Origin of the sequence: Lentibacillus juripiscarius (assembly GCF_042685205.1) — a bacterium.
In the GTDB taxonomy this organism is placed as follows: Bacteria; Bacillota; Bacilli; order Bacillales; family Amphibacillaceae; genus Lentibacillus; species Lentibacillus juripiscarius.
The window spans coordinates 81,368-105,366 of record NZ_JBHUNA010000007.1; the positions used below are offsets into that span (position 1 = coordinate 81,368).

The following is a 23,999-nucleotide window of genomic DNA, read 5'->3' on the forward strand; positions in this document are numbered from 1 at the left end:
TGCCGCTTGGCAAGCCGCAAGCCTCCTCAGCTCGTACCTCGCCTGCGGGGTCTCGCATTGCTTGCTTTTCCCGCAGGAGTCTCGTATATTTCCACTTGCTGTCAGGCATATTTTCCTAAGTTATACTCATCAATCCTATATTTAGGAAACAAAATGCACTTGTTAATGTTTAAAATGCCGCATGCCTGTGAAGACCATGGCAATGCCGTACTGGTTACACATATCAATGGAGTCCTGATCGCGTTTTGATCCGCCGGGCTGTATGATGGCGGTGATGCCAGCTTTTGCTGCTGCCTCTACTGTGTCTGGCATCGGGAAAAATGCATCGGAAGCGAGCGCCGCCCCTTCTACCTTCGATCCAGCTTGTTTCAAGGAAATTTCCGCCGCACCGATCCGGTTCATTTGTCCTGCACCGACACCGATTGTCTGCGCATCTTTTGCCAGCACAATCGCGTTTGATTTAACTTGTTTCACTGCTTTCCAGGCAAACGACAGATCTGCCATCTCCGCTTCCGTCGGCCGCCTTTCAGTTGGATAAGTTAGCTCATCTTCCGAAATAGCTCCGTCATCACCGGACTGAATCAGCACCCCGCCGTTCACAGCCGTCAGCCGATGAGATGCCGATTCCCTCTTCTCCATATCCACTTCCAGCAGTCGGATATTTTTCTTCTCCGTCAGAATAGCCAGCGCATCCTCCGTGAACCGGGGTGCCATTACAATTTCCAGAAAGATTTCCCGCATTTTGCTGGCAGTATCCGCATCAACTGGTCGGTTACAGGCAACAATCCCACCAAAAATAGAAACCGGGTCTGCGGCAAACGCCTTGGCAAAAGCTCCTTGTAAATCTTTCGCTACCCCAATGCCGCTTGGATTCATATGCTTCACGGCAACAGCCGCTGGATGATCGTATTCAGCAATGATAGCCAGGGCTGCATTGGCATCCTGAATATTGTTATAGGATAACTGCTTGCCATGCAGCTGATTGGCCGATGCAAGGCTCATTTCTGTCTGTTGCGGATCTTTATAAAATGCGGCCTGCTGATGCGGGTTCTCTCCATATCTCAGTGATTGCGCCTTCTCATACGTAACTGTATAATTTTCCGGGAATGCTTCATCCGTAAAATAATTTGCAATGAGTGCATCATACTGGGCTGTGTGGCGGAATACTTTTGCAGCCAATTTCCTGCGTTCTGTCCGGTCCAGCGCACCATTGCGGATTGATTCCAGGACACGCTCATAATCAGCAGGATCAACGACAGCTGTTACATCGTCCATATTTTTCGCTGCCGACCGCAGCATAGCAGGTCCGCCGATATCAATATTTTCCACGATGGTCTGTTCGGTCACACCTGGTTGATCAATCGTTTGTTTAAATGGATAAAGGTTCACGACCACCATATCAATGGGGGTGATCCCGTTGTCATCCAGCTGCTGCAGATGTACGTTCTCCCCGCGATTGGCGAGAATCCCCCCGTGTATAGCTGGATGTAATGTTTTCACACGGCCGTCCAGCATTTCTGAAAAACCTGTCAGGTCTTCAACTGCGGTGGCTTCGATTTGAGCCTCACGCAATTTCTTTAACGTCCCGCCGGTGGAAATAATCTCATAACCCATCCCGGCAAGAGCAGATGCGAATTCTTCAATATGACGTTTATCATAAACACTTATCAGTACCCGTCGTTTCATTGTACATTCCTCACTTTTGTCGTAGTTTGCATTGCCGGTAGTGTTGGTTGCTGGCCTGATCCTTTCCACGGATTCCAATTCTAGTGTTTTTGCCTCAGTATCTGGCATTTCTCTAAAATTGTCTGCTATAGTGATCAGCAGTCTTGTGATTGTCCAGTTTTCTTTCATCCTGTTCCAGCAACTGGCGGATTACAGCTGGGTACAGACGGCGTTCTGCATGTTGAACCCGTTCTGTCAACGTTTCCAATGTGTCCTCAGGTAGGACAGGGACTTCCTGCTGTGCAATAATCGGGCCCGTATCGATTCCTTCATCAACAAAATGGACTGTGACACCAGTTGTTTCCACCCCCGCCCGGAATACTTTCCCAATAGCATCTTTTCCGGGAAAGTCCGGCAGCAGTGATGGGTGAATATTAACAATTCTTTCCTTATAATTGGTCAACAGCACCGTTCCGACGATACGCATATAACCGGCCAGGAACAGCCACGTGACGCCAGCGTCCTGCAGTTTATCCAGAAGCGTTTGTTCGTACGCCTCTTTGTTAGCAAATGCCCCGGGCTGAAAAACCAATGTTTCAATTCCGTGTTGCTCCGCCCTTTCAATAACTGCCGCACCGGGATGGTCACAGACAAGGAGTACGACTTCAACCGGAAGATTTGCTTCTTCCATAATCGCCTGAAAGTTGCTCCCGGTACCGGATGCAAAAATGGCGGCTCGTATTCTTTTCATCGTAGTATATGCACTCCTTCGTCCGGCACCGTTTCACCAATTACCCATGCCGCTTCACCATGAGCATTGAGAATGTGCATGACACTGTCCACATCCTCTTGTGGGACAATGATCGCCATACCAATTCCCATATTAAAGACCCGGTACATTTCGTCATCCGCGATACCGCCAATGTCCTGCAAAAACCGGAAAACAGGGGGTTCCTGCCAACTGGAGGCATTCAGTTTCACACCCAGACCGTCCGGGAGCAAACGGGGGAAATTCTCGTAAAAACCACCGCCCGTTATATGTGCCATACCTTTGACATTTGCTTCCCGCATGACCGCCTGGGCAGCTTTGTCATAAATTTTTGTCGGTGTTAAAAGCACTTCGCCGAGTGGGGTATCCATTCCGGCATATATTTTTTTCAGGTCAAAGTCCTCTACTAGCTTTCGAACCAGGGAAAAGCCGTTTGAATGAATTCCACTGGAAGCTAAGCCGATGACAGCATCCCCCGCAGTAATCAACTCTCCTGTTAGAAGGTTTGACTTTTCAGCAATGCCAACAGCAAACCCAGCCAAATCATATGCATCTGGTGCATACATTCCCGGCATCTCCGCTGTTTCACCGCCAATCAATGCAGCACCTGCCTCGATACAGCCCGCTGAAACACCGGAGATAATTTGTTCCGTTACATCCGGATTTGTCTGCCCACATGCGATATAGTCAAGGAAGAATAACGGCTCTGCACCCTGGGCTGCGATGTCGTTGACACACATGGCCACCAGATCGATACCAATTGTGTCATGCTTATTCATCTGTACTGCCAGTTTGAGTTTCGTTCCGACACCATCTGTACCAGAAACGAGCACCGGCTCCTGATATTGAAACGAGCTCAAATCGAACATGCCGGCGAATGCTCCAATTCCACCCAGCATTTCCGGCCGGGATGCCTGATTAATGTGCGTTTTCATTCGTCTGAGGGCTTCGTATCCTTGTTCAACATCTACACCAGCTTCCTTATATGTGTTTCCCATCGTTGCCATCCCTTCTTAAGACCTTTTGTGGGTCAATACTCTTTCAGCACCTTTCGCTACCGGGTAATCACCTGTCATGCATGCCGTACAAATTCCCTGGTGAAGCGATTTGTCTTTGACGATTGCTTTTTCAAGTCCTGGTTCACTCAGAAAGCCAAGGCTGTTGGCTCCAATCAGCTCGCCTATCGCCTCAAGTGTGTAATTGGCTGCAATCAGCTCTCTATATGTCGACATATCAATCCCATACCAGCACGGATGCTGAATTGGGGGTGATGCAATCCGCACGTGCACTTCACTTGCGCCTGCGTGTTTCAGCATGTCGACAATCCGCTTACTCGTCGTTCCCCGTACAATGGAATCATCTACCATGACGACCCGTTTTCCGGCCACCATTCCCCTAACAGGCGCAAGCTTCATTTTGACACCTTGTTCCCGCAGGTCCTGGGTCGGCTGGATAAATGTCCTGCCGACATAGCGGTTCTTAATAATTCCCATTTCATATGGCAGCCCGCTCGCTTCGGCAAAACCGATAGCAGCGGAAATACTGGAATCCGGCACACCGACGACGATATCTGCATTCGCCGGCGATTCTTTCGCGAGTTCTTTTCCCATCTGTTTTCGCGATGCGTGGACGTTGACTGTATTCACATCACTGTCAGGCCTTGATAAGTACACATATTCCATGGAACACATTTTCCGCTGGCCTCTTATAGCGAATCGGGATGATTGCACGCCGTCATCATTAATGGCTACCAGTTCCCCGGGCAACACATCACGTTCAAAAACCGCACCAATCTGGTCAAATGCACACGACTCCGATGCTACTACATACGCATCGCCAAGCCGGCCAATGGACAGTGGCCTAATACCATTCGGATCCAGCGCAGCATACAGTGTATCGTCGGTCATCATCAAAATGCCATATGCACCAGTTGTCTGATTGAGTGCATCTGCAATTGATGTTTCGTTTGTTTCCATACTGCTCTTTTTCATAAGATGAGCAAGTACTTCCATATCGGATGACGTTTGCAGGATGCTTCCCTCATGCTCCAATTCCGTACGAAGGCTGTCTGCATTTATGAGATTGCCGTTATGTGCGAGCGCCATGCTCTCTGTCTGTGACTGAAACAAAAGCGGCTGCACATTCTCATACGTATGACTTCCTTCTGTGGCATTCCGTACATGGCCGATGGCAGCACTCCCCGTAAGTTCCTGGAAGCTGGCATCCTGAAACACATCATTGACCAGGCCAAGTCCTTTATGAGCCCTCAGCCGCCTTCCGCTATTGACAACGAGTCCCGCGCCATCTTGTCCACGATGCTGCATCGAATGTAAACCATAATATGTCAGTTCCGCCGCCCGTGGATGGTCCCAAACACCGAATATTCCGCATTCTTCATTTATGCCTTTCTGTTCAGCATGCATGGAATGGCCCCTTTCCACAGTTGGTGAAGTGTGCTGACGTCTTCCTCTATTTTTGTTGTCCCGTTGACACGTACAAGTAGTGTATCGTTGTTTGTTACAAGGCCAATATGCACTGCATTGTCGACTGTTGTTTCAAAGTCTTCTTTATGCTCCGGCCTTACGGTTACTAGAAACCGTGACTGCGTTTCACTGAAAAGGGCGACAGTTGCATCCCCAGCTAAGTCTACCTCCACGCCAAGCCCTTTGCCGGTGAATACTGATTCGGCCAGTGCTATTGCCAATCCCCCTTCACTAAGGTCATGTGCGGACTGAATGAGACCTGCTTGAATACCCCGCAGCAATTGCTGCTGACGATCCGCTTCCACCTGTAAATCAATCCCCGGTGCCTTTCCTTCATATTTGCCGGAAACAACTTTCTGCAGTTCACTGCCCCCAAATTCAGGTTTTGCCTCGCCAATGACATAAACCAGATCATCCGTCTCCTGAAAGAAGCTCGGTGTTATATCTTCAAGCGATGCCAAGCCAACCATGCCTACCACCGGCGTTGGGTAAATCGATTTGCCATTGGATTGGTTATATAAGGACACGTTTCCACTAATGACAGGTGTCTCAAGCATTTTGGCAGCCGCACTCATACCTTCTACACTTTTTTCCATCTGCCAAAAAACTTCTGGATTCGTTGGGTTGCCATAATTCAATCCATCGGTCAGACCGAGCGGCTGAGCTCCGGAGCAAACGATATTGCGGGCAGCTTCGGCGACGACAGTCTTTCCGCCGGTTTCCGGATCCAAATGCAAATAGCGGGAATTGCAGTCAGTGGTGATGGCGAGTGCTTTATCCGTTCCTTTAATCCGAATAACTGCTGCATCAGACCCGGGTGTAACGACCGTATTCGTCTGCACCATCGAATCATATTGGTCATAGACGTATTCCTTGCTGGCGATGGTCGGCTGCTGTAAAAGCTGCTTCAGCATGTCGGCGTGGTCATTTACTTCCGGGATTCTTTCATCCATCTGCTGAAATGCTTTCACATAAGCAGCTTCCTTTGATGGCATATGGTACACGGGCGCTTCTTCCGCTAGGGCATCGACCGGGATATCGGCCACGGTCGTACCATGCTGGAGCAGGCGGAATGATGTATTTTCGGTCACTTCTCCGACAGCCGCGGCTTCCAGACCGTATTTCGCAAAAATGTCCATTATTTCCTGTTCGCGTCCTTTCTCCACGACAAGCAGCATGCGCTCTTGGGATTCGGACAGCATTAACTCATAGGCACTCATATTCGCTTCACGCTTTGGTACCAGATCCAAATTCATAATCATCCCGGTTCCTGCTTTACTGGCCATTTCGCTTGCTGATGATGTCAGCCCGGCTGCCCCCATATCCTGCATTCCGACGAGTGCATCAGACTGAATGGCTTCCAGGCATGCTTCAATGAGCAATTTCTCCATGAATGGGTCACCAACCTGCACGGACGGCCGATCTTTATCGGAGTCATCCGTCAGATCACCTGATGCAAACGTTGCACCGTGAATTCCATCCCGTCCTGTCGGTGCCCCGGCATACATGACCGTATTGCCGACACCTGAGGCAATTCCTTTCTGCATGTCTTCGTGGCGGATAAGTCCAACACACATCGCGTTGACAAGCGGGTTGTCCTCATAGCTGTTGTCAAACTGCACCTCACCGCCAACCGTTGGAATGCCGACACAGTTTCCATAGCCGGCAATCCCGCGGACCACTTCCTGAAACAAATGATTCACGTTCCCTGTCCCTGGATTTCCAAACCTTAGCGAATTCATTAACGCAACTGGCCGCGCCCCTATCGAAAAAACGTCACGGATAATGCCGCCGACACCGGTTGCCGCACCCTGGTATGGCTCTACGGCTGACGGATGATTATGGCTTTCAATCTTAAACACCACCGCCATGCCATCCCCAATGTCAACGACCCCAGCACCTTCTCCTGGTCCCTGAAGGACGTGCGGTGCCGTTGACGGAAACTTCTTTAGCAATGGTTTCGAAGTTTTATAGCTGCAATGTTCTGACCACATTACAGAAAAGATGCCAGTTTCGGTGAAGTTCGGACGCCGCTGCAAGATTTGTTTCACCCGCACATATTCCGCTTCACTCAGCCCTAAGTCAAGATACAATTTTTCCTGCTCAATTGTCTCCGGTGTCATTTCAGACGTTGACAGCATGTGCATCCCTCCAATTTTTAACTAGTGACTGAAACAGTCTGATGCCATCCGCACTGCCGATGATTGCTTCGGACGCCCGTTCTGGATGGGGCATCATGCCAAGTACATTCCCATGTTTATTAACGATTCCGGCAATCGCGCCAGCCGACCCATTCGGGTTGTTCTTATAAGTGAAAACGACTTGACCGTTTGCTTTCAGTTCAGCCATTGTCTTGGCGTCGCAGTAGTAATTCCCCTCCCCATGCGCAATTGGGAACTGAACGGTTTCCCCCTGGTCGTACTCTGATGTAAATAGGGTCTGATTGCTGACAACTTCCAGCTGCTCCTGATGGCACATAAAGGCCAACTTTTCATTCGGAAGCATCGCGCCAGGCAGCAGTCCGGATTCCAGCAACACTTGAAAACCATTGCAGACACCTAATACTGGCTTGCCCTGTGCGGCTTGTTCTTTCACCCGATCCATCATACCGGATACGGCAGCAACAGCTCCCGACCGGAGATAATCGCCATACGAAAAACCGCCGGGCAGCAAAATAGCATCATAGTCTTGCAGATTGCCAGATTCATGCCAGACGAGATCTGCTTCTTCCTGCAAGATATCCCGCACCACATGGTACATATCACGGTCACAATTCGAACCAGGAAACACAACAACGGCAAATTTCATGACTGGACAGCCTCCTCCACATTCACTCGGTAATCCTCGATAACCGGATTGGCCAGAAGTTTCGTACACATATCTTGCACACGTGCTTCCACATTGTCATGATTATCAAGCAGCAATTCAATCGTCTTTCCTGTCCGCACTTCTTCCACTTCCGTAAATCCCAACGAATGAAGGGATGTTTCAATTGTTTGGCCTTGTGGGTCAAGTACTCCCTCTTTCAGCGTTACATGGACAATCACTTTTTTCATAACGCAGCCTCCAGTCGTGTCATTAATTTTTCATAGACTTCCAGCAAGTCTCCGGTTCCCTGGCGATACACATCTTTGTCGAGATTTTCCCTAGTCTCAATGTCCCAAAGCCGGCATGTATCAGGAGAAATTTCATCAGCCAGCACGATGTTGCCACTTGCAACACGCCCAAATTCCAGTTTAAAGTCCACCAGCTCAATTCCGGATGCAGTAAACAGATCAATCAGCTGTCTGTTTACTTCCAGCGCCTGTGCCTTTATTGCATTCAAATCCTCATACATCACGTCACTGAGCAGCAGGGCATGATCATCATTGATTAGCGGATCCCCCAGCACATCGTTTTTATAAAATAATTCAATAACTGGCGGAGTGAGTGCTGTCTTCGGTTCGATTCCCAGCCGTCTAACCATGCTTCCTGCAGCCGTGTTCCGGACAACAACTTCCAGTGGAATGATGTCGGATTGATGGACAAGCTGTTCGGTTGCTGACAATTTTTTAATGAAATGCGTGCGGATGCCGCGCTCATGAAGCTCCTGGAAAACATGGGACGAAATGGCGTTATTCAGGCGGGCCTTGCCGGGGAGGGTATCTTTTTTCTCCCCGTTAAAAGCAGTAACATCATCTTTGTATGCCAGAACGAGCTGGCCCGGTTTATCTTCAGCCTGATATACCCGTTTGGCCTTCCCCTCGTACAACAATTCTCCCTTCATCCTTTAGCCCTCCAGTCCAATTCGGCGGAATATGTGGTCCACGTTTTTCAAATGGTGTGTGGGATCAAAGCAGTGGTCCAGATCGGTCTGCGTCAGTTTGGCGGTGACCTGTTCATCTGCCTCCAGCAACTGGCGGAAATGGGTACCTGTTTCCCATGCTTCCATTGCTTTCGGCTGGATGAGATCATACGCATCTTCACGGGTCATGCCATGCTCCACAAGAGCTAGCAGCACGCGCTGTGAAAAAATAACGCCATATGTTTTGTCGATATTCGCCCGCATGTTGTCCGGGTACACAGTCAGCTTGCGGACAATGCCGGAAAAACGGTTAAGCATATAATCGAGCGCCGTCGTGGCATCCGGTAAAATAATTCGTTCTGCCGATGAATGAGAAATATCACGTTCATGCCAGAGGGCTACATTTTCTGCAGCGGTCACCATATGCCCGCGCAGCACCCGGGCCATCCCCGTCATATTTTCGGAGCCAATCGGATTCCGCTTATGAGGCATGGCAGATGACCCCTTCTGTCCTTTCGCAAAAAGTTCTTCCACTTCACGTGTTTCCGTTTTTTGCAAACCGCGGATTTCGGTTGCAAATTTCTCAATGGAAGTGGCGATAAGTGACAGTGCCGACACATATGCAGCATGGCGGTCGCGCTGTAATGTCTGTGTTGATACCGGTGCCGGCGTCAGCCCGATTTGCTTGCACACGTATTCTTCTACATAAGGATCGATGTTGGCATAGGTTCCGACAGCACCGGACAGCTTTCCAAACTCGATATCCTTTGCTGCTTGCTCGAAACGCTCGAGATGACGCTTCATTTCTTCATACCAAAGCGCAAGTTTCAGGCCAAATGTTGTCGGCTCTGCATGAACGCCGTGCGTCCGGCCCATCATGACCGTATATTTATGCTCGATGGCCTTTTCCTTAAGGACGTCCAGAAACTGGTGCAAGTCATTTCGCAAAATAGTATTGGCTTGCTTTAGCAGATAGGATTGTGCTGTATCCACAACATCCGTTGACGTCAGGCCGTAATGCACCCATTTACGCTCCTCTCCAAGCGACTCCGAAACAGTACGTGTGAAGGCAATGACATCATGCCTTGTTTCCTGTTCAATGTCATGAATCCGTTCCACGTCGAAAGAAGCGTTCTGACGAATTTTCGCAGCATCAGCCGGGGGGATGACACCAAGTTCGCTCCAGGCCTCACAGGCAAGAATCTCTACTTCCAGCCATGCCCTATATTTGTTTTCCTCCGTCCAAATAACTCCCATTTCCTCTCGTGTATAACGATCAATCATTTCATTTCCTCCTTGTATAGAGCAATACTGTTATGGACTGCTTCCGGCGTTTCACCAGCAAACGTGATATGCCCCATTTTTCGCTTCGGCTTTACCGTTTCTTTTCCATAAAAATGTACAAATCCGTTCTCCCAGACAGAAGCTATGGCCAGTGCATGTTGCGCTTCTTCCCCAAGGAGATTGAGCATCACGGCCGGTTGAAGCAGCCGGACGGGGATAAGCGGAAGACCGCAAATGGCCCGGATATGCTGCTGAAACTGTGATACATTACACGCCTCAATCGTGTAATGACCGGAATTGTGCGGCCGTGGTGCCATTTCATTCAAATAAATGGCATCATCCTTCACGAACATTTCAACGGCAAATGTGCCAACCACATTCAGTTTTTCAGCAATTATTTTCGCTGCCTCCTGTGCCTTTTGGTTCACTGTTTCGCCGATAGACGCCGGAACCTCAGTCTTATATAAAATCTGCTCCCTGTGCTCATTCTCCCCAATCGGGAAAAAAGTGATTTCGCCCGATTGCGCCCGTGTGAATACGACCGATATTTCTTTGTCAAATGCAATCCATTCTTCAGCGATGCAGGCGTCATGTTCGTCAGCAAATGTACGAGCAGCCGGTACATCATCTTTCGTCGTTACTTTTTGCTGTCCTTTACCGTCATACCCGCCGCTAAGTGTTTTCAGCACGGCCGGCAGCTGCATCTGTTCCAGTGCAGCTGCACATTCCTCTGCATTTGTAACGATGGAGAAGGCTGGTACCGGCAAACCGGATTCGTATAAGACCGTCTTTTCCCTTTGCCTGTTCTGGGTGACTTCCAATGCGGCAGTCCCCTGTGGAAGTTTGCCTTGCTGCCGGGCAATGGCAGCCGTGTCTACATCGACATTTTCAAATTCATATGTAATGATGGCACTCATTTCGGTCAGCTTCCGGATGCCCGCCTCATCATCATAGGCAGCCTTTACATGGCGGTCTGCAACTTGAGCTGCTGGACAATCCGCTATGGGATCCAGGACCGCAACCCGATATCCCATATACTTTGCCGCAATCGCCATCATCCGTCCCAGCTGGCCACCGCCGATAATTCCAATTGTTTCCGGCGGAAAAATCACTTTATTGTTTGGCAAGTTCATCCCTCATTTCGGTCACTGATTCTTTCATGCTTTCCCGGTATTTCTGCAGCCGTTCCGCCACCAGATCATCAAACGAGCCGACCATTTGTGCGGCAAGCAGGCCGGCATTTTTCGCACCGGACTCGCCGATGGATACGGTCGCTGTCGGTACACCGCCGGGCATCTGCACAATGGATAAAAGCGAATCCAGCCCATTTAATGCTTTTGACTGTACCGGAACGCCGATAACAGGAAGCGTTGTCTGTGCTGCAACCATGCCCGGCAAATGAGCAGCCCCGCCGGCTCCGGCTATGATTACCCGCAAACCGCGCTCACGTGCTGTTGCTGCGTATGTCGCCGTGTCTGCTGGTGTGCGATGCGCGGAAATAACATCTTTCTCATATGAAATTTGCAGTTCTTCCAGCATCGTGCAGGCATGCTTCATTGTTTCCCAGTCTGATATGCTCCCCATAACAACCCCGACTTGAGCCATAGTATCCCTCTTTTCGTATATTCCCTAAAAAATAAAAAAGTCTATTCTCTTCCCTCAGGCCAATGAGAGAAGATGAATAGACTTTCGAACATAGATGTACAGACCACTGCTAGGAACGCAATGATTCACCTTCCCTCATAGTCCAGCATTTACGGTGCCGGGTAGAGACTTTCAGGCCATATCCCCGAAAATATATGAGGTGCCGTATTTTTGATGCTTTAATCATAACAGTTTTACCGGTGTTCCGTCAATATAATTCGAACATTTTTGTTTAATATTTTTTTAACGTTCGTCTTTTGTGCGGAGGGGTATTCATACCTTGGATGAGCGCCGAATGCAGTTCTACACAGCTTTTCGTTAAGCGAGCCCACTTTCAGCGAAACTCTACTGATTCGCCTGATCATTGCCGGGCTTTGAACGGGGCAGATTCTCCATTGTTCCCGTTCCAGTGGCAGTATTGTTTTTCTTTTGATTAAACAGCCGGCCTTTCCGCACTTGCTTCACCCAGAAGCCGCCGTTGATTTGTTTTGGCTCATATGAAATAATGAATGCCTTCGAATCAATCGTTTTAATCGTTTCATACAACTGCAGCTCATATTTTCGCGGTGTCAAAATTTGCATAGCAAGACGGTCGCCTTCCATCCCATAAGCAAACCAACTCGTTACACCATATCCTTTCTCCCGGAGTCTTCTTGTGAAATCAATGTCAGGATCTGAGGAAATGACGTTGACGGTTATGTAGCCAAGTGCCAGCTTTTCTTCAATTTTGGTGCCAACAATAACACCTGTACCGAAACCAACCGAGTATGCGATAAGATTCTGTATTTCATTTAAATTGTCCAGGACAAGACCAAGGCCAAGAACATACACCACAATTTCAAACATGCTGACAAAAGCAGCCATATAACGGCGCCCTTTCAGCGTCAAAATCATGCGCATCGTGGACAGAGAAACATAGACAATATTAATGACCAGAATGATAGCAACCATGATAATCGCATTATCGAACAACTTAACCCCTCCTAAAACCGGTTACTGCCGGATTTCCGAATTATTGACAAAACCATTCTATTCACCAGGCCACCCACCGATGCATACATTGTAAAAGCACTTGCCAAATGGGGTGTAATCATGGATCCATTTAAACAAATGGCTGACTGGCGTAAGAATATGGATCATTTCTTCGGCGAACAGTTTTGGAATGAATTTGATCATATCGTGAAGCCAACCATACCACAGATCAATATATATCAATATGATCACGAGCTGATATGCGTGGCCAGCATTCCAGGCTTAATCGACCTGAATAAAGTTGATATCTATGTGGACTATGCAACCCTTGAACTCAAAGGTGTTATCGACATAACCTATTCCGGCGGGACAGTCGTCCAGGACGAAATTCTTCAGGGTGTTTTTGATCGGGAAGTTACCCTCCCTTTTCCAGTACGAAAAGACAAGGTACATGCGTCCTACCGGAATGGCCTGCTGATCATCCATCTCCACAGACTCATTTCAGATGAAAGTAGCCGCAGTAGAGTGAACATACAATTGGATGATGACGACTAGCCGAACATCCAGCAGCACGAATACCAGACCGGGCTTCGTTCTTGTTCAAACGTTTGACCAACGGCTGTTACCTGCTCTCGCCTTCATCACCGGCAAATCCGGGACCCCGGTGCACAATTGACCTCCTGCGTCTGTCTTAAAAATACCAACCAACTACGCTTGACCCAACCCTGCTTACACTCCTTTTTTACATTGTAGCGTTATTGAAGGAAAAATGAAAATGCAAATCCTTTCATTTTAGAAATCGATTGTTTTCTTCCCTGTCCTGTATTGTGTTATAGTTAAAAACAATTCAACTGTATATGGGGGAAGCGAAAATGAGCAAGCAACTGAAAAAAGCGACGTTTGCCGGGGGCTGTTTCTGGTGCATGGTGAAGCCCTTTGATCAATGGGACGGAATTCACGGTGTCGTATCCGGCTATACCGGTGGTCATACAGAGAACCCATCCTACGAAGAAGTCAAAAGCGGAACAACCGGTCATTATGAGGCTGTAGAAATAACCTATGACCCTAGCGTGATAGCCTATGAAGAAATCCTCACCATTTATTGGCAGCAGATTGATCCAACCGATGACGGCGGGCAATTTCATGACCGTGGCGATTCATACCGGACGGCCATTTTTTATCATGACGATGAACAAAAAGAACTGGCACTGCAATCCAGAAATGAACTGGCCGAAAGCGGGAAATTTAAAGATCCAATCGTAACAGAAATATTGCCCGCATCACCTTTCTATCCTGCTGAGGAAGAACATCAGGATTTTTACAAAAAAAATGAAGTATATTACAAACAAGACCGCGCCAAATCCGGCCGGGATGAGTTTATTGAGAAAGCATGGGGGGAGCAGGTTTGAAATTGCTCCCTTTTTCTATTAGGGAACTGGTCTGGAGTGCTGGGCACCGAATCTGCTCGTTCGGGATGATGTATCCTGCCCCTCAAGTTGATAGTTGAAGCTGACCGGTTGATATCCCGCCCTGAACGGTTGATTTTTGCCCATTATCGGTCGATTCTCACGCTGAACGGTTGATTCTTACCCATTATCGGTCGATTCTCACGCCGAACGGTTGATTCTTGCCCATTATCGGTCGATTCTCACGCCGGACGGTTGATTCTTGCCCATTATCGGTCGATTCTCACGCCGAACGGTTGATTCTTGTCCATTATCGGTCGATTCTCCCCGCTGATTCCCTTCAAAAATCCGTCCCCCTCTTATCCCGATATTTCTCCACTCCCCCCACCTATCCACTTGTTAATCATGGTGATATCCCATATACTTGAGTTTCAGTAATTTTCATCACCATCCAGAAAGGCAAAGGGATACATATAAAATGACAGAAAAACAATCATTGACACCGCTAAAAATGTTATTGTTCAGTTTTCATGCAACAAACACAATCATTCTTAGCTTTTTGCCATTGTACCTGAAGGACAAAGGACTGAACGGCACAGAAGTTGGCTGGGTGCTGGCTGTCGGACCCTTGGCTGCAATTGCCTCCCAGCCGGTTTGGGGATACTTGAGCGACAAGTACAAGACGATAAAAGGGGTTTTGCTGATTTGCATTATCGGATTGCTCATCAGCAGTATCGTGTTTTTTCAAATGGAAGGGCTGTTGGCCATACTGCTGGCAGGGTTTGTGTTTTACTTTTTCACCTCCCCGATCGGCGGCCTTGGTGACAGTCTCGCCCAGCGACGGGCAGATGAACTGCGTGTCTCGTTTGGTACCATCCGTACATGGGGGTCAGTCGGGTTCGCAACCTCGTCACTTGTCGTGGGGCAGATCTTATCAGCAACTGACGTTCAGTATATGATTTGGCCGTACTTGTTTTTCGGAACGGCGGCACTAATTGTCGCATGGAGACTAACTGATGTCCGTGTTGAATCCGATCCGGTTCATCTCAAGGATATCAGCGCGCTTATTAAAAACAAACCTTTCATCCTGTTTTTGTTTTTCATCATGTTTATCACCATTTCACACCGTGCCAGTGACAGTTTTATCGGTTTGTATCTCGAACAGCTGGGTGGGAACGAGAGTCTGGTTGGAATAGCATGGTTTGTCGGGGTTATCAGTGAAGCGGCTGTGTTTGCTTTGGCCAGCCGCTGGTTCCGAAAATACCACACACTCATTTTCGTTATTTTTGCTGGGGTTATGTACACGGTCCGCTGGTTCCTTTACGCCGCAGCCAATGACCCGTTTTTTATTATCATGCTTCAATTCCTGCATGGCATCACATTTGGGGTATTTTACCTGGCAGCATTGGATTATGTCACAAGGCTGATTCCGAAGCTTCTGCAATCAACCGGCCATTTGATGTTTTATTCCGTGTTCTTTGGTGTATCCGGTATTATCGGTTCACTTGTCGGAGGGGCGTTGATCGATTCCCTCGGGGGTGGGGCATTATATGCGGTACTGGGCACCTTTTCCGCAGCAGGAACATTATTTCTGACTGTTTACCACGTCATGTCACTCCGGAAAAAACAGCGCGCGGTTTAGAAGACACTAAACACCAGAAAAACTTTTCACCAAAAAAGCGGAACCGCCCGGGGGACAGTTCCGCTTTTTTTGCATTCGTATTTAGCTTAGAAATATAAAATAAAGAATGAAGATAACAAACAATACATACATGACCGGATTAATTTCGCTGCGGCGCCCTTTCAAGATCATCGTAATCGGGTAAAAAATGAACCCAATGGCAATTCCTGTCGCGATACTGTACGCCAGGGGCATGCAAACAATGGTGAGAAACGATGGGACAGCAATCTCAAACTGATCCCAGTCAATATCTTTGAGCGAAGAAGACATCAATACCCCGACGATTATCAAAGCCGGTGCTGTCACTTCCGCTGTTACAACGCTCAATAACGGTGAGAAGAACAATGCCATCAAAAAGAATCCCGCTGTTACAATGGATGCAAAACCTGTTCGCCCCCCTGCACCAACACCTGCTGTTGATTCAATATACGATGTTGTTGTCGACGTTCCTATAACGGAACCGGCAACAGTGGCCGCCGAGTCAGCAAACAATGCCTTTCCAGCACGCGGCAGCTTATTATCTTTCATCAAGCCTGCCTGATTGGCAACCGCCACAAGCGTTCCTGCTGTATCAAAGAAATCAACAAACAGAAATGTTAAAATAACGACAAGCATTTCTATTGTAAAAATATCTCCAAAATGGGTAAGTGCCTGACCAAATGTCGGTGCCACACTCGGGACCTCTCCGACAATCCCGCCAAGTCCTGATGGTGGATCAATCAGGCCGGTCAAAATACCAACCACCGCCGTCAGAATCATTCCATAAAAAATGCCGCCTTTACTATTTAAACTTAATAAAATAACCGAAATAACAATTCCAAAGATCGCGAGCAGCACTGTCGGCGAAGTCAAATCACCTAGTCCCACCAACGTATCATCGTTACCGACAATGATACCGGCATTTTGAAAACCAATAAATGCAATATAAAGACCGATCCCGGCACCGACAGCCATTTTTAAGTTGGGCGGAATGGCGTTGATCACTTTTTCCCTAAGGCCGGTCAGTGTTAATACGATAAAAATAAGTCCGGATGCCAGTACCCCGGCCAGCGCGGTCTCCCAAGGTATTCCATAGCCAAGTACGACTGTATAGGCGAAAAATGCGTTCAGCCCCATTCCTGGTGCAAGAGCAATCGGGTATTTAGCCAAAGCCCCCATAATCAGTGTTCCAAGAGCGGCCGCAATAGCTGTAGCAGTGAAGACGGCCCCCTGATCAATCCGCGTAACCCCTTCCGGCAATTCCTCGACACCGACCAGTGCCAGTGTTGACGGATTAACGAATAAAATGTAGGCCATCGCCAGAAACGTCGTCATCCCAGCCATAAACTCCTGTCTATAATTCGTGCCATATTCTTCAAAACGAAAATATTTTTTCAATGGTTCTCCTCCCAACCTTTCTGCCAATTGTACATGGCTCTTGCCTTATGCGGTTAATATGCGGCAGCCCAATAAAATAAAAAAACTCCTGCCAGGGGCAAGAGTGTACTGCAAGGCAATGCGGGATGGAGCAATCGAGTGATGATTGCTCTATCGTGTTGCTGCATGCCTGCGTAGTCGGACCATTTACGGTAGTCCGGTAGAAACTCTTGGGCCATATCCCCGAAATTATACGCAATTATTCATTTACAGAGGTTGTTTAAAAAGTCCGGTAAAAAGGACACTTCGAATTTCTTCGTTGGCTTGCTTTTCCGTTGCTCATGTATTAAATTGCATACACTTCGCTACTCAAAGCTACGCCGCCTCGAACTTCTCGGTCCTTTCTATCCTCCTTTTTAAACACGCATTTTACATAATCAGTTTACGACAAAAAATCAAAACCGTCAACACAAAATACGAACTTTTCATTCCAATTTTATAGTAATGTTCGTTTTCATTCCCATTCGATCGTTGCTGGCGGTTTACTGGTAACGTCATACACGACTCGATTAATATGCTCAACATCATTTACAATCCGTGTTGAAATTTTCTCTAATACATCCCATGGAATACGCGCCCAGTCGGATGTCATACCGTCAATCGATGTCACTGCACGTATCCCAATCGTGTAATCATACGTCCGGGCATCCCCCATCACACCGACACTGCGGATATCCGGAAGAACCGTGAAATATTGCCATATATCTCGTTCCAAACCAGCTGCGGCGATTTCTTCCCGGAGAATAGCATCTGATTCACGAACGATTTCTAATTTCTCCTTGGTTACTTCACCAAGCACTCGTATGCCAAGCCCCGGACCAGGGAATGGCTGCCGCCAAACAATCGATTCCGGCAGTCCCAGCTGCAGGCCAAGTTCGCGGACTTCATCTTTGAAGAGCGTGTTCAGCGGTTCAATCAATTCAAATTGCATGTTTTCCGGCAGACCGCCGACATTATGATGAGACTTGATTGTCTGCGCGGTATCCGTGCCGCTTTCAATTACGTCCGTATATAGGGTGCCTTGAGCCAGAAAGTCCATGTCGGACAGCTTATCTGCCTCATCATCAAACACATAAATAAATTCATTGCCGATGATTTTCCGTTTCTGCTCTGGGTCCGTAACGTTTTCCAGCTTGGACAGAAAACGGTCAGCTGCATCTATTTTAATAAAGTTCATATCAAAGTCATCTTGAAACGTTGCTGTAACTTCCTCGGCCTCATTTTTTCTCAGCAGGCCATGGTCAACAAAAATACATGTCAATTGCTTACCAATCGCTTTATGAATAAGCGCTGCAACAACCGATGAATCCACCCCGCCGCTTAAGGCGCACAGCACATTCCGGTCACCGACTTGCTGCCGGATATCTGCAACCTTCATGTCGATAAAATTCTCGATTGTCCAATCACCGCTGCAGCCACAAGCGTCAAACACGAATTGTCGCAAAAGTTCGTTCCCGTGTTCGGTATGGCGGACCTCTGGATGAAACTGCACGCCGTACATCCTGCGGTCATCATTACTCATTGCCGCAATCGGTGTTGACGGACTGGTAGCATCAATCTGGAATGAATCCGGTGCTTTCATCACTTTATCACCATGGCTCATCCAAACGGTCTGGCTCGCCGGTGTATCCTTAAACAGGGCCGGCTCATGCTGCAGATCAATCACTGCTTTGCCGTACTCGCGATTGGATGCTTTGGAGACCTCGCCCCCAAAATGTGTTGTCATCAGCTGCATCCCATAACAAATGCCCAGTACCGGGATCCCCAGCTCAAAAATCCCCGGATCGCAGCGAAAACTGTTTTCATCATATACACTATGCGGACCACCTGATAAAATAATTCCGCTTGGATTCATGTCCCTGATGGCTTCCGCACTTAACCGATGCGAATGCAATTCACTATAAACACCATGTTCCCTGATCCGTCGTGTAATCAGCTGATTGTACTGACTTCCGAAGTCCAGTACAACAATCATTTCATTGTGCTTCATTTCTGGTCGCTCCCATCTATTACGCTCTTCTCGTAGCCTGTCCACACCTATTAAAAAAACCTGAATCACTACCCCATGCGGAAATAACCGCAAGAAGGCAGAAATCCAGGTCCAGCGCATACGCAGCCTATAGATATTCCGCCTTCATAGTCAGGACATTTGCGGTGTCCCGGTAGAAACTTTCGAACCATATTATCGAGGATATATGAATGGCGTCAGTTTTAAGTTGTATAACGTAACGCTACTATTTTACTAAGCAATCATATTTGCGTCAAGATGTTATTTGCCGCATCAGCTGTTTCCACACTTGAGGCAATTCGTCTGTCTGTTCCGGATACTGCTCATTTTTGTACAGCATCCGCTCATAATGCAATGTCAATTGCTTCATCGCCCCTGTATTGTATTGTGCATCAACCCGATCGGAAAATTCCCTCAGGGTCTGGTCTGAGTGCTTTGGCATTCCATCATGCGCCAATGCCTTCAGCAGGTAGTGATAGGCATCCTGAAATGTTTTGGCATCCTTATTCCGCTGCAGCTTCCGAAATAGGAAGATTGTTTTCCAGCGGAACCGCAGCCGGTAGACCATGAATCCTGATACTGCCAGTAAGGCCGAGCCAGCAAGCACATACCACCAGTTCAGCTGAAACCCGTCTGCACCACTGTCGTCATCCTGTGACGCGCTATCAGATGCTGCTTCTTCTTCTGGCATTCGCTCCGGTTCCTGTTCAGGTTCCTCTGTTTCTGGTGTTTCCAATGTATCATCCTGTTCAGGCTCGTCCATATTCATATGGAAGTCCGCCAAATTGGAAAAACCTTGCGTCGGTTCAAACGGCACCCATCCTGACCCCGGAAAATAGACTTCGACCCAGGAATGCGCATTTGCATTTGTGACTTCATATACATCATAATCATCTGTGGAGTCCCCGGTTCGAATCACTTCCCCGCTCGTAAAACCTTTTACCCAGCGGGCTGGGATATCGAGCGAACGGAGCATGACAGTCATGGATGTGGAATAATTATCACAGTACCCGGCTTTCGAATCAAACAAGAACTGATCAACATAGTCCTGATTTTCTTCCGGAACCGGAACATTTTTGATCTGATAACTGAACCCACTGCGGCCAAAATATGACTCAATTGCCCGTGCCCTGTCATAGCGGTTATCATCCTGTGCCGTTATCTCTTTGGCAAGTTCTCCGACTCTGTCCGGTAGTGATGTCGGCAGCTGTGTATACCGCTCCCGCACTTCTTCGGGGAAGTCACCGTCCTTGCCACTCACTTCACGAAGCTTATCAATCGCGAATGACGGCTTCTCATACGTCACGCTGTATTTAGCTGGATTGGCTGCTCCCCCGTTACGTTCCGGCCTTATTTCACCAAACTTGCTATCCAGCAGCAGGTTTAGATCTTTTGGCATGTCCGCTTTTTTAATACCATATGGATAAACCAGTTTTTTCAACGATTTGTCTCCTTGAAAACTCACTGTATCTGTCCATTGCTCCGTCTCGACGGAATCCTGAAACGTTTCCAGCGAAATATTCCCGTTCTGCTGTGGCTGGAAGCTTGGTTCACTTGACTTTTTCCAGCCTTTCCCGGTATAGGTATCCTTTGTTTCAACCCGCCAATAATGGTCGTTCTTTGCCACAGCCTGGAAAACAGTCGAATAATCCTGCACGAAGCCGCCGCCCAACCTACTGTCATCTGTTCCATAGCCCACTTTCTGAATGGCCGAACCAGCTCCGGGTCCACCCGCGTTTTCGGCTGCACTCTGGATGAATGGTACTGGATCAGGCCACTGTGGATCAAATTTCGGTGTGGCATACCCGAACAATGTTGCGAATAAGGTAACGGAAATGAGTGGAACCATCCATACCGGTGCTTTCTTCAGCCAGGAAAAACGAATCGATTCCCTGTCAATCAGCTTATAGAAATTCGACATGCCCAGTGCCACGAGCGATACGATAAATGTGCGGACAATCGCAGCATCCGCGTCATATGCCGTAAATGTGTCCAGCACACTCAAGTATATAAACGTCAACAGGACAAAGACGAAAATGCGCTTCATAACAATAAACCAATAATATAAAAGATAGCTGAGCATCCAAATCAGGAGAAGAAACAGTGCACTCCGGAACGTTGGTGTCAGTTCGTACCAATGCTGTGAGAAAAGTGCATTTATATTGTAACTGATTTCCATGACCAAATAGTCGAGCCATTCACTGCCTAGAAAAACACCAGGCAAGTACAGTGCATCAATAATGAAGAGCATGCCAAAGCCCTTCAGTGGAACGGAAATCCACCATTTCACATGAAGCATGGAAATAAAGAAGCAAAACAAAGTATATAAAATAAACACAGTCAGATTGGTTACTTCCCCAATCTGATTCACCGGGTAAATCCATTCCAGAAACAGAATAAATGCACATATATATAATAATGAGGTGTAAAGGAAAGGTACTTGTTTTTTCACGACAGTGTCACCTCGATCATACTGCTGGCGAGTTCTTTTTCCGTGAGCACGTTCATCACAATCCCTTCTGAACGAAGCTGGTGGACAATTATTTGCTCCTCCTGTGAAATCAATGACGACGCCTGTACCAATACGACAGCCAGCTGTTTTGTGCGCCTCCCGATCCGCCGCAGAATCTGCTCATATTCTTCATCCATATGGGTTGTCACCAGAACAACAGTGGCGCCGGATGCAAGCTGCATCATTTCTTCACGAAGTTTCACCGGAAATGGTACTTCCCCGCCAGGCTGAATACTTGTTAAATGCCAGTTAATCCAGTCCTTTTTAAGCGGGTCATGGGTCAGTGGAAAATAAGCACTTTTTTCTCCGACAGACAAAAAACCTGTCTGCGCAGTCTGTCTGTTAAGCGACCCTAAAAGCGACATTGTCAGTTCAACCGCCGCCTCAAAAGCCAATGGATTAGTTTGCAGGTAATGACACGCATCCAGGACGACAACCGTATCGGTGCTTTTTTCCTGTTCAAATTCTTTCGTCACAAATGTGTTTTTCTTTGCAGTCTGTTTCCAGTCAATCCAGGAAAACTTATCCCCCGGCATATACGCACGAATACCTGATGCAACATTTGTGTTCGTTGCATGTATCGCTTTCGATGGGGCCGATCCCTGTTCAAAACTGCTGACCCGATCCAGCAGTCGGACAGGCAGCTCATTCGGAAACGCTGCGATCTGATTTTCAATGTGGAATGTATGCTCCTTTGTCACCATGCCGAACACATCTCCAGTTCGGACCCGCACTGCATAAAGCCTGTGCTCACCGCGTGGAATCTGTTCAATGACATATGGAAGTTCAATGGTACGGCGGAATCCGGGGAAAACAATTTTTTTGATGGTGCGGTTTACATGCAGCTTATCCGGACGATCCATGTGCCGGTGACGCTCTGTCCGGTCACCCACTTGCTGCAACGTATCCGGAAAAACTTCCTCACATACACAATAATAGAGCGGAAATGGGACGGATCGTTTAATGCGAACTGTCACTGCCACCCGGTCTCCCGTGCGGACAACATGATTGGAAAGCTCCCGGGTTACCTCCCATTTTCCAATCGGATAAACCAACAGCCCGAGATGGTATAAAAAGACAGGGAGAAATCCGAAAAAGAGAAAGCCGCTTAAAAAGCCTCCCTGGAACATGGCAAATACGAAAAGCAGCAGGAACAAGAAAACAAGAAAACTTAATTTGCCTGCAATTGAAAGCGTGCTCTTCATGAATGAAATTCCTTCCGAATCGGAATCTGTGTGTTCCTGACGACATTTTCAATAACTTGCTCACTTGTCAGCCCTTCATATTTTGCCTCCGCGTTCAGAATGATCCGATGGGCCAGCACAAATGGCGCCAGATATTTCACATCATCCGGCAGTACATAATTACGCCCATGGATATAGGCGTACGCTTTTGCCGCCTGCATGAGGGCGATCGATCCACGTGGGCTGACACCAAGGTAAATCGAGTCATCATCTCTTGTGCTGGTTACTAGTTTAATAATGTAGAATTGCACATTCCGATCAATGTATACTTCTTTTACTTCGTCCTGGATGGCCAGTAATTCCTCCTGGTTCATGACAGCTGAAATCGTTTCGATCGGATGTTCCTTTGACGTTCGCTCGAGCATTTGCATTTCTTCCTCTGCCGACGGGTAACCCAGCCGCATTTTTAAAATGAACCGGTCCAGCTGAGCTTCAGGGAGCGGATATGTTCCTTCGTATTCAATCGGGTTCTGTGTTGCCATGACAAAGAATGGCTGTTTCAGCGGAATGGTATTACCATCAACTGTGACATTTTTTTCTTCCATGGATTCAAGAAGGGCGGACTGTGTTTTTGGCGAGGTGCGGTTTATCTCATCAGCAAGGACAACGTTCCCCAGAATGGGCCCTGCGCGGAATTCAAATTCCATTTCTTTCGGATTATAAATGGAAACACCCGTGACATCGGCCGGCAGCAGATCGGGGGTGAACTGGATCCGCCTGAAATCACAATCCAGTGATTTGGCAAGTGCCCGAACTAGCATTGTCTTCCCGACACCCGGTACATCTTCCAGCAAAACATGCCCCTGTGCCAATAGTGCAACAAGGCTTAACGTTGTTTCTTCCTCTTTTCCTATCATGACATTCTTTATATTTGACAATAACTGTTTCAGTTTCTCATTGTACACAGCAACATCCTGCATAATCTATAAAACTCCTTCCCTTATACACTATAACTATACTAAAAATAGCCCAGGAAGTAAAAGCAGACTTTTTATCAATTACTTCCATGTTAAGTGCTAGATTAACAGTATTTACAGACCAAGTATTAAAAAAACACCTGCACCGCGGATGACGGTAAAAAATACTTAATTGCCTCCGTCACGTTCTTAGCGGCACAGGCGGGATTCAGGG

The 23,999-nt window shown here is 47.7% G+C and carries 21 protein-coding genes and 3 riboswitches; of the genes, 3 read left to right on the forward strand and 18 right to left on the reverse strand.

Translation table 11 applies throughout. From position 1 onward, the window contains the following. Positions 1 to 162 precede the first annotated feature (162 nt). From purH to ACFSUO_RS04515, 12 genes are all read right to left on the reverse strand, one after another. The gene (gene purH, locus ACFSUO_RS04460; protein ID WP_382391649.1) at positions 163 to 1,686 is read right to left on the reverse strand and encodes a bifunctional phosphoribosylaminoimidazolecarboxamide formyltransferase/IMP cyclohydrolase; all 1,524 of its coding nucleotides are present in this window, start codon (positions 1,684 to 1,686) and stop codon (positions 163 to 165) included. A gap of 112 nt (positions 1,687 to 1,798) precedes the next feature. Continuing rightward, the gene (gene purN / locus ACFSUO_RS04465) at positions 1,799 to 2,416 is read right to left on the reverse strand and encodes a phosphoribosylglycinamide formyltransferase (RefSeq protein ID WP_382391482.1); all 618 of its coding nucleotides are present in this window, start codon (positions 2,414 to 2,416) and stop codon (positions 1,799 to 1,801) included. Further along, entirely contained in the window at positions 2,413 to 3,432 is a 1,020-nt protein-coding gene (gene purM, locus ACFSUO_RS04470) for a phosphoribosylformylglycinamidine cyclo-ligase (RefSeq protein ID WP_382391484.1), read from the reverse strand. Before purM ends, purN begins: the two co-directional genes overlap by 4 nt. Before the next feature lie 15 nt (positions 3,433 to 3,447). Then, positions 3,448 to 4,857, reverse strand: coding sequence for an amidophosphoribosyltransferase (gene purF / locus ACFSUO_RS04475; protein ID WP_382391486.1), 1,410 nt, complete (start codon positions 4,855 to 4,857; stop codon positions 3,448 to 3,450). After that, positions 4,833 to 7,058: a phosphoribosylformylglycinamidine synthase subunit PurL gene (gene purL, locus ACFSUO_RS04480; RefSeq protein WP_382391488.1), complete on the reverse strand. Its 2,226-nt coding sequence runs from the start codon at positions 7,056 to 7,058 to the stop codon at positions 4,833 to 4,835. The genes purF and purL overlap by 25 nt, the downstream gene beginning before the upstream one ends. Beyond that, complete coding sequence (purQ, locus tag ACFSUO_RS04485; RefSeq protein WP_382391490.1) at positions 7,042 to 7,725, reverse strand: phosphoribosylformylglycinamidine synthase subunit PurQ; 684 nt, start codon at positions 7,723 to 7,725, stop codon at positions 7,042 to 7,044. Before purQ ends, purL begins: the two co-directional genes overlap by 17 nt. After that, a complete protein-coding gene (purS, locus tag ACFSUO_RS04490) occupies positions 7,722 to 7,973 on the reverse strand; it encodes a phosphoribosylformylglycinamidine synthase subunit PurS (RefSeq protein WP_382391492.1) in 252 nt (83 codons plus the stop codon). The genes purQ and purS overlap by 4 nt, the downstream gene beginning before the upstream one ends. Next, on the reverse strand, positions 7,970 to 8,683 hold the full coding sequence (purC, locus tag ACFSUO_RS04495) for a phosphoribosylaminoimidazolesuccinocarboxamide synthase (RefSeq protein WP_382391494.1): 714 nt from the start codon (positions 8,681 to 8,683) through the stop codon (positions 7,970 to 7,972). The genes purS and purC overlap by 4 nt, the downstream gene beginning before the upstream one ends. A gap of 3 nt (positions 8,684 to 8,686) precedes the next feature. Beyond that, entirely contained in the window at positions 8,687 to 9,985 is a 1,299-nt protein-coding gene (gene purB, locus ACFSUO_RS04500) for an adenylosuccinate lyase (protein ID WP_382391496.1), read from the reverse strand. Continuing rightward, positions 9,982 to 11,112: a 5-(carboxyamino)imidazole ribonucleotide synthase gene (gene purK / locus ACFSUO_RS04505; protein WP_382391498.1), complete on the reverse strand. Its 1,131-nt coding sequence runs from the start codon at positions 11,110 to 11,112 to the stop codon at positions 9,982 to 9,984. Before purK ends, purB begins: the two co-directional genes overlap by 4 nt. Next, complete coding sequence (purE, locus tag ACFSUO_RS04510) at positions 11,099 to 11,590, reverse strand: 5-(carboxyamino)imidazole ribonucleotide mutase (RefSeq protein ID WP_382391500.1); 492 nt, start codon at positions 11,588 to 11,590, stop codon at positions 11,099 to 11,101. The genes purK and purE overlap by 14 nt, the downstream gene beginning before the upstream one ends. A 118-nt stretch (positions 11,591 to 11,708) precedes the next feature. Continuing rightward, positions 11,709 to 11,808, reverse strand: a riboswitch (purine riboswitch). Between the two features lie 166 nt (positions 11,809 to 11,974). After that, positions 11,975 to 12,601 (reverse strand): DUF2179 domain-containing protein, encoded by a 627-nt coding sequence (locus ACFSUO_RS04515; RefSeq protein WP_382391502.1) that lies wholly within the window; start codon positions 12,599 to 12,601, stop codon positions 11,975 to 11,977. Positions 12,602 to 12,721: 120 nt separating this feature from the next. Between ACFSUO_RS04515 and ACFSUO_RS04520 the strand changes: the two genes are divergently transcribed. Both ACFSUO_RS04520 and msrA read left to right on the forward strand, forming a co-directional pair. After that, positions 12,722 to 13,156 carry an Hsp20/alpha crystallin family protein gene (locus ACFSUO_RS04520; protein WP_382391504.1) on the forward strand — a complete coding sequence of 145 codons (435 nt, stop codon included), beginning with the start codon at positions 12,722 to 12,724 and terminating at the stop codon, positions 13,154 to 13,156. A 317-nt stretch (positions 13,157 to 13,473) separates the two neighbouring features. Then, positions 13,474 to 14,010, forward strand: a complete 537-nt coding sequence (gene msrA, locus ACFSUO_RS04525) for a peptide-methionine (S)-S-oxide reductase MsrA (RefSeq protein WP_382391507.1) — start codon at positions 13,474 to 13,476, stop codon at positions 14,008 to 14,010. Positions 14,011 to 14,235: 225 nt separating this feature from the next. Here msrA and ACFSUO_RS04530 read toward each other — a convergent pair whose 3' ends face one another. Then, the gene (locus ACFSUO_RS04530; RefSeq protein WP_382391509.1) at positions 14,236 to 14,403 is read right to left on the reverse strand and encodes a hypothetical protein; all 168 of its coding nucleotides are present in this window, start codon (positions 14,401 to 14,403) and stop codon (positions 14,236 to 14,238) included. Positions 14,404 to 14,485: 82 nt separating this feature from the next. On the opposite strand from ACFSUO_RS04530, the gene ACFSUO_RS04535 reads away from it, so the two are divergent. Continuing rightward, positions 14,486 to 15,649 (forward strand): MFS transporter, encoded by a 1,164-nt coding sequence (locus tag ACFSUO_RS04535; protein ID WP_382391511.1) that lies wholly within the window; start codon positions 14,486 to 14,488, stop codon positions 15,647 to 15,649. 81 nt (positions 15,650 to 15,730) lie between these two features. Here ACFSUO_RS04535 and ACFSUO_RS04540 read toward each other — a convergent pair whose 3' ends face one another. From ACFSUO_RS04540 to ACFSUO_RS04560, 5 genes are all read right to left on the reverse strand, one after another. Further along, positions 15,731 to 17,065, reverse strand: a complete 1,335-nt coding sequence (locus ACFSUO_RS04540) for an NCS2 family permease (RefSeq protein ID WP_382391513.1) — start codon at positions 17,063 to 17,065, stop codon at positions 15,731 to 15,733. A 154-nt stretch (positions 17,066 to 17,219) separates the two neighbouring features. Next, positions 17,220 to 17,321: riboswitch (purine riboswitch) on the reverse strand. A gap of 237 nt (positions 17,322 to 17,558) precedes the next feature. Continuing rightward, the gene (gene guaA, locus ACFSUO_RS04545) at positions 17,559 to 19,094 is read right to left on the reverse strand and encodes a glutamine-hydrolyzing GMP synthase (RefSeq protein WP_382391515.1); all 1,536 of its coding nucleotides are present in this window, start codon (positions 19,092 to 19,094) and stop codon (positions 17,559 to 17,561) included. 127 nt (positions 19,095 to 19,221) lie between these two features. Next, positions 19,222 to 19,323: riboswitch (purine riboswitch) on the reverse strand. Between the two features lie 42 nt (positions 19,324 to 19,365). After that, positions 19,366 to 21,564: a DUF4129 domain-containing transglutaminase family protein gene (locus tag ACFSUO_RS04550; protein ID WP_382391517.1), complete on the reverse strand. Its 2,199-nt coding sequence runs from the start codon at positions 21,562 to 21,564 to the stop codon at positions 19,366 to 19,368. Next, positions 21,561 to 22,829, reverse strand: a complete 1,269-nt coding sequence (locus tag ACFSUO_RS04555; protein ID WP_382391519.1) for a DUF58 domain-containing protein — start codon at positions 22,827 to 22,829, stop codon at positions 21,561 to 21,563. The genes ACFSUO_RS04550 and ACFSUO_RS04555 overlap by 4 nt, the downstream gene beginning before the upstream one ends. Continuing rightward, the gene (locus ACFSUO_RS04560; RefSeq protein ID WP_382391521.1) at positions 22,826 to 23,788 is read right to left on the reverse strand and encodes an AAA family ATPase; all 963 of its coding nucleotides are present in this window, start codon (positions 23,786 to 23,788) and stop codon (positions 22,826 to 22,828) included. Before ACFSUO_RS04560 ends, ACFSUO_RS04555 begins: the two co-directional genes overlap by 4 nt. Between the last annotated feature and the right edge of the window lie 211 nt (positions 23,789 to 23,999).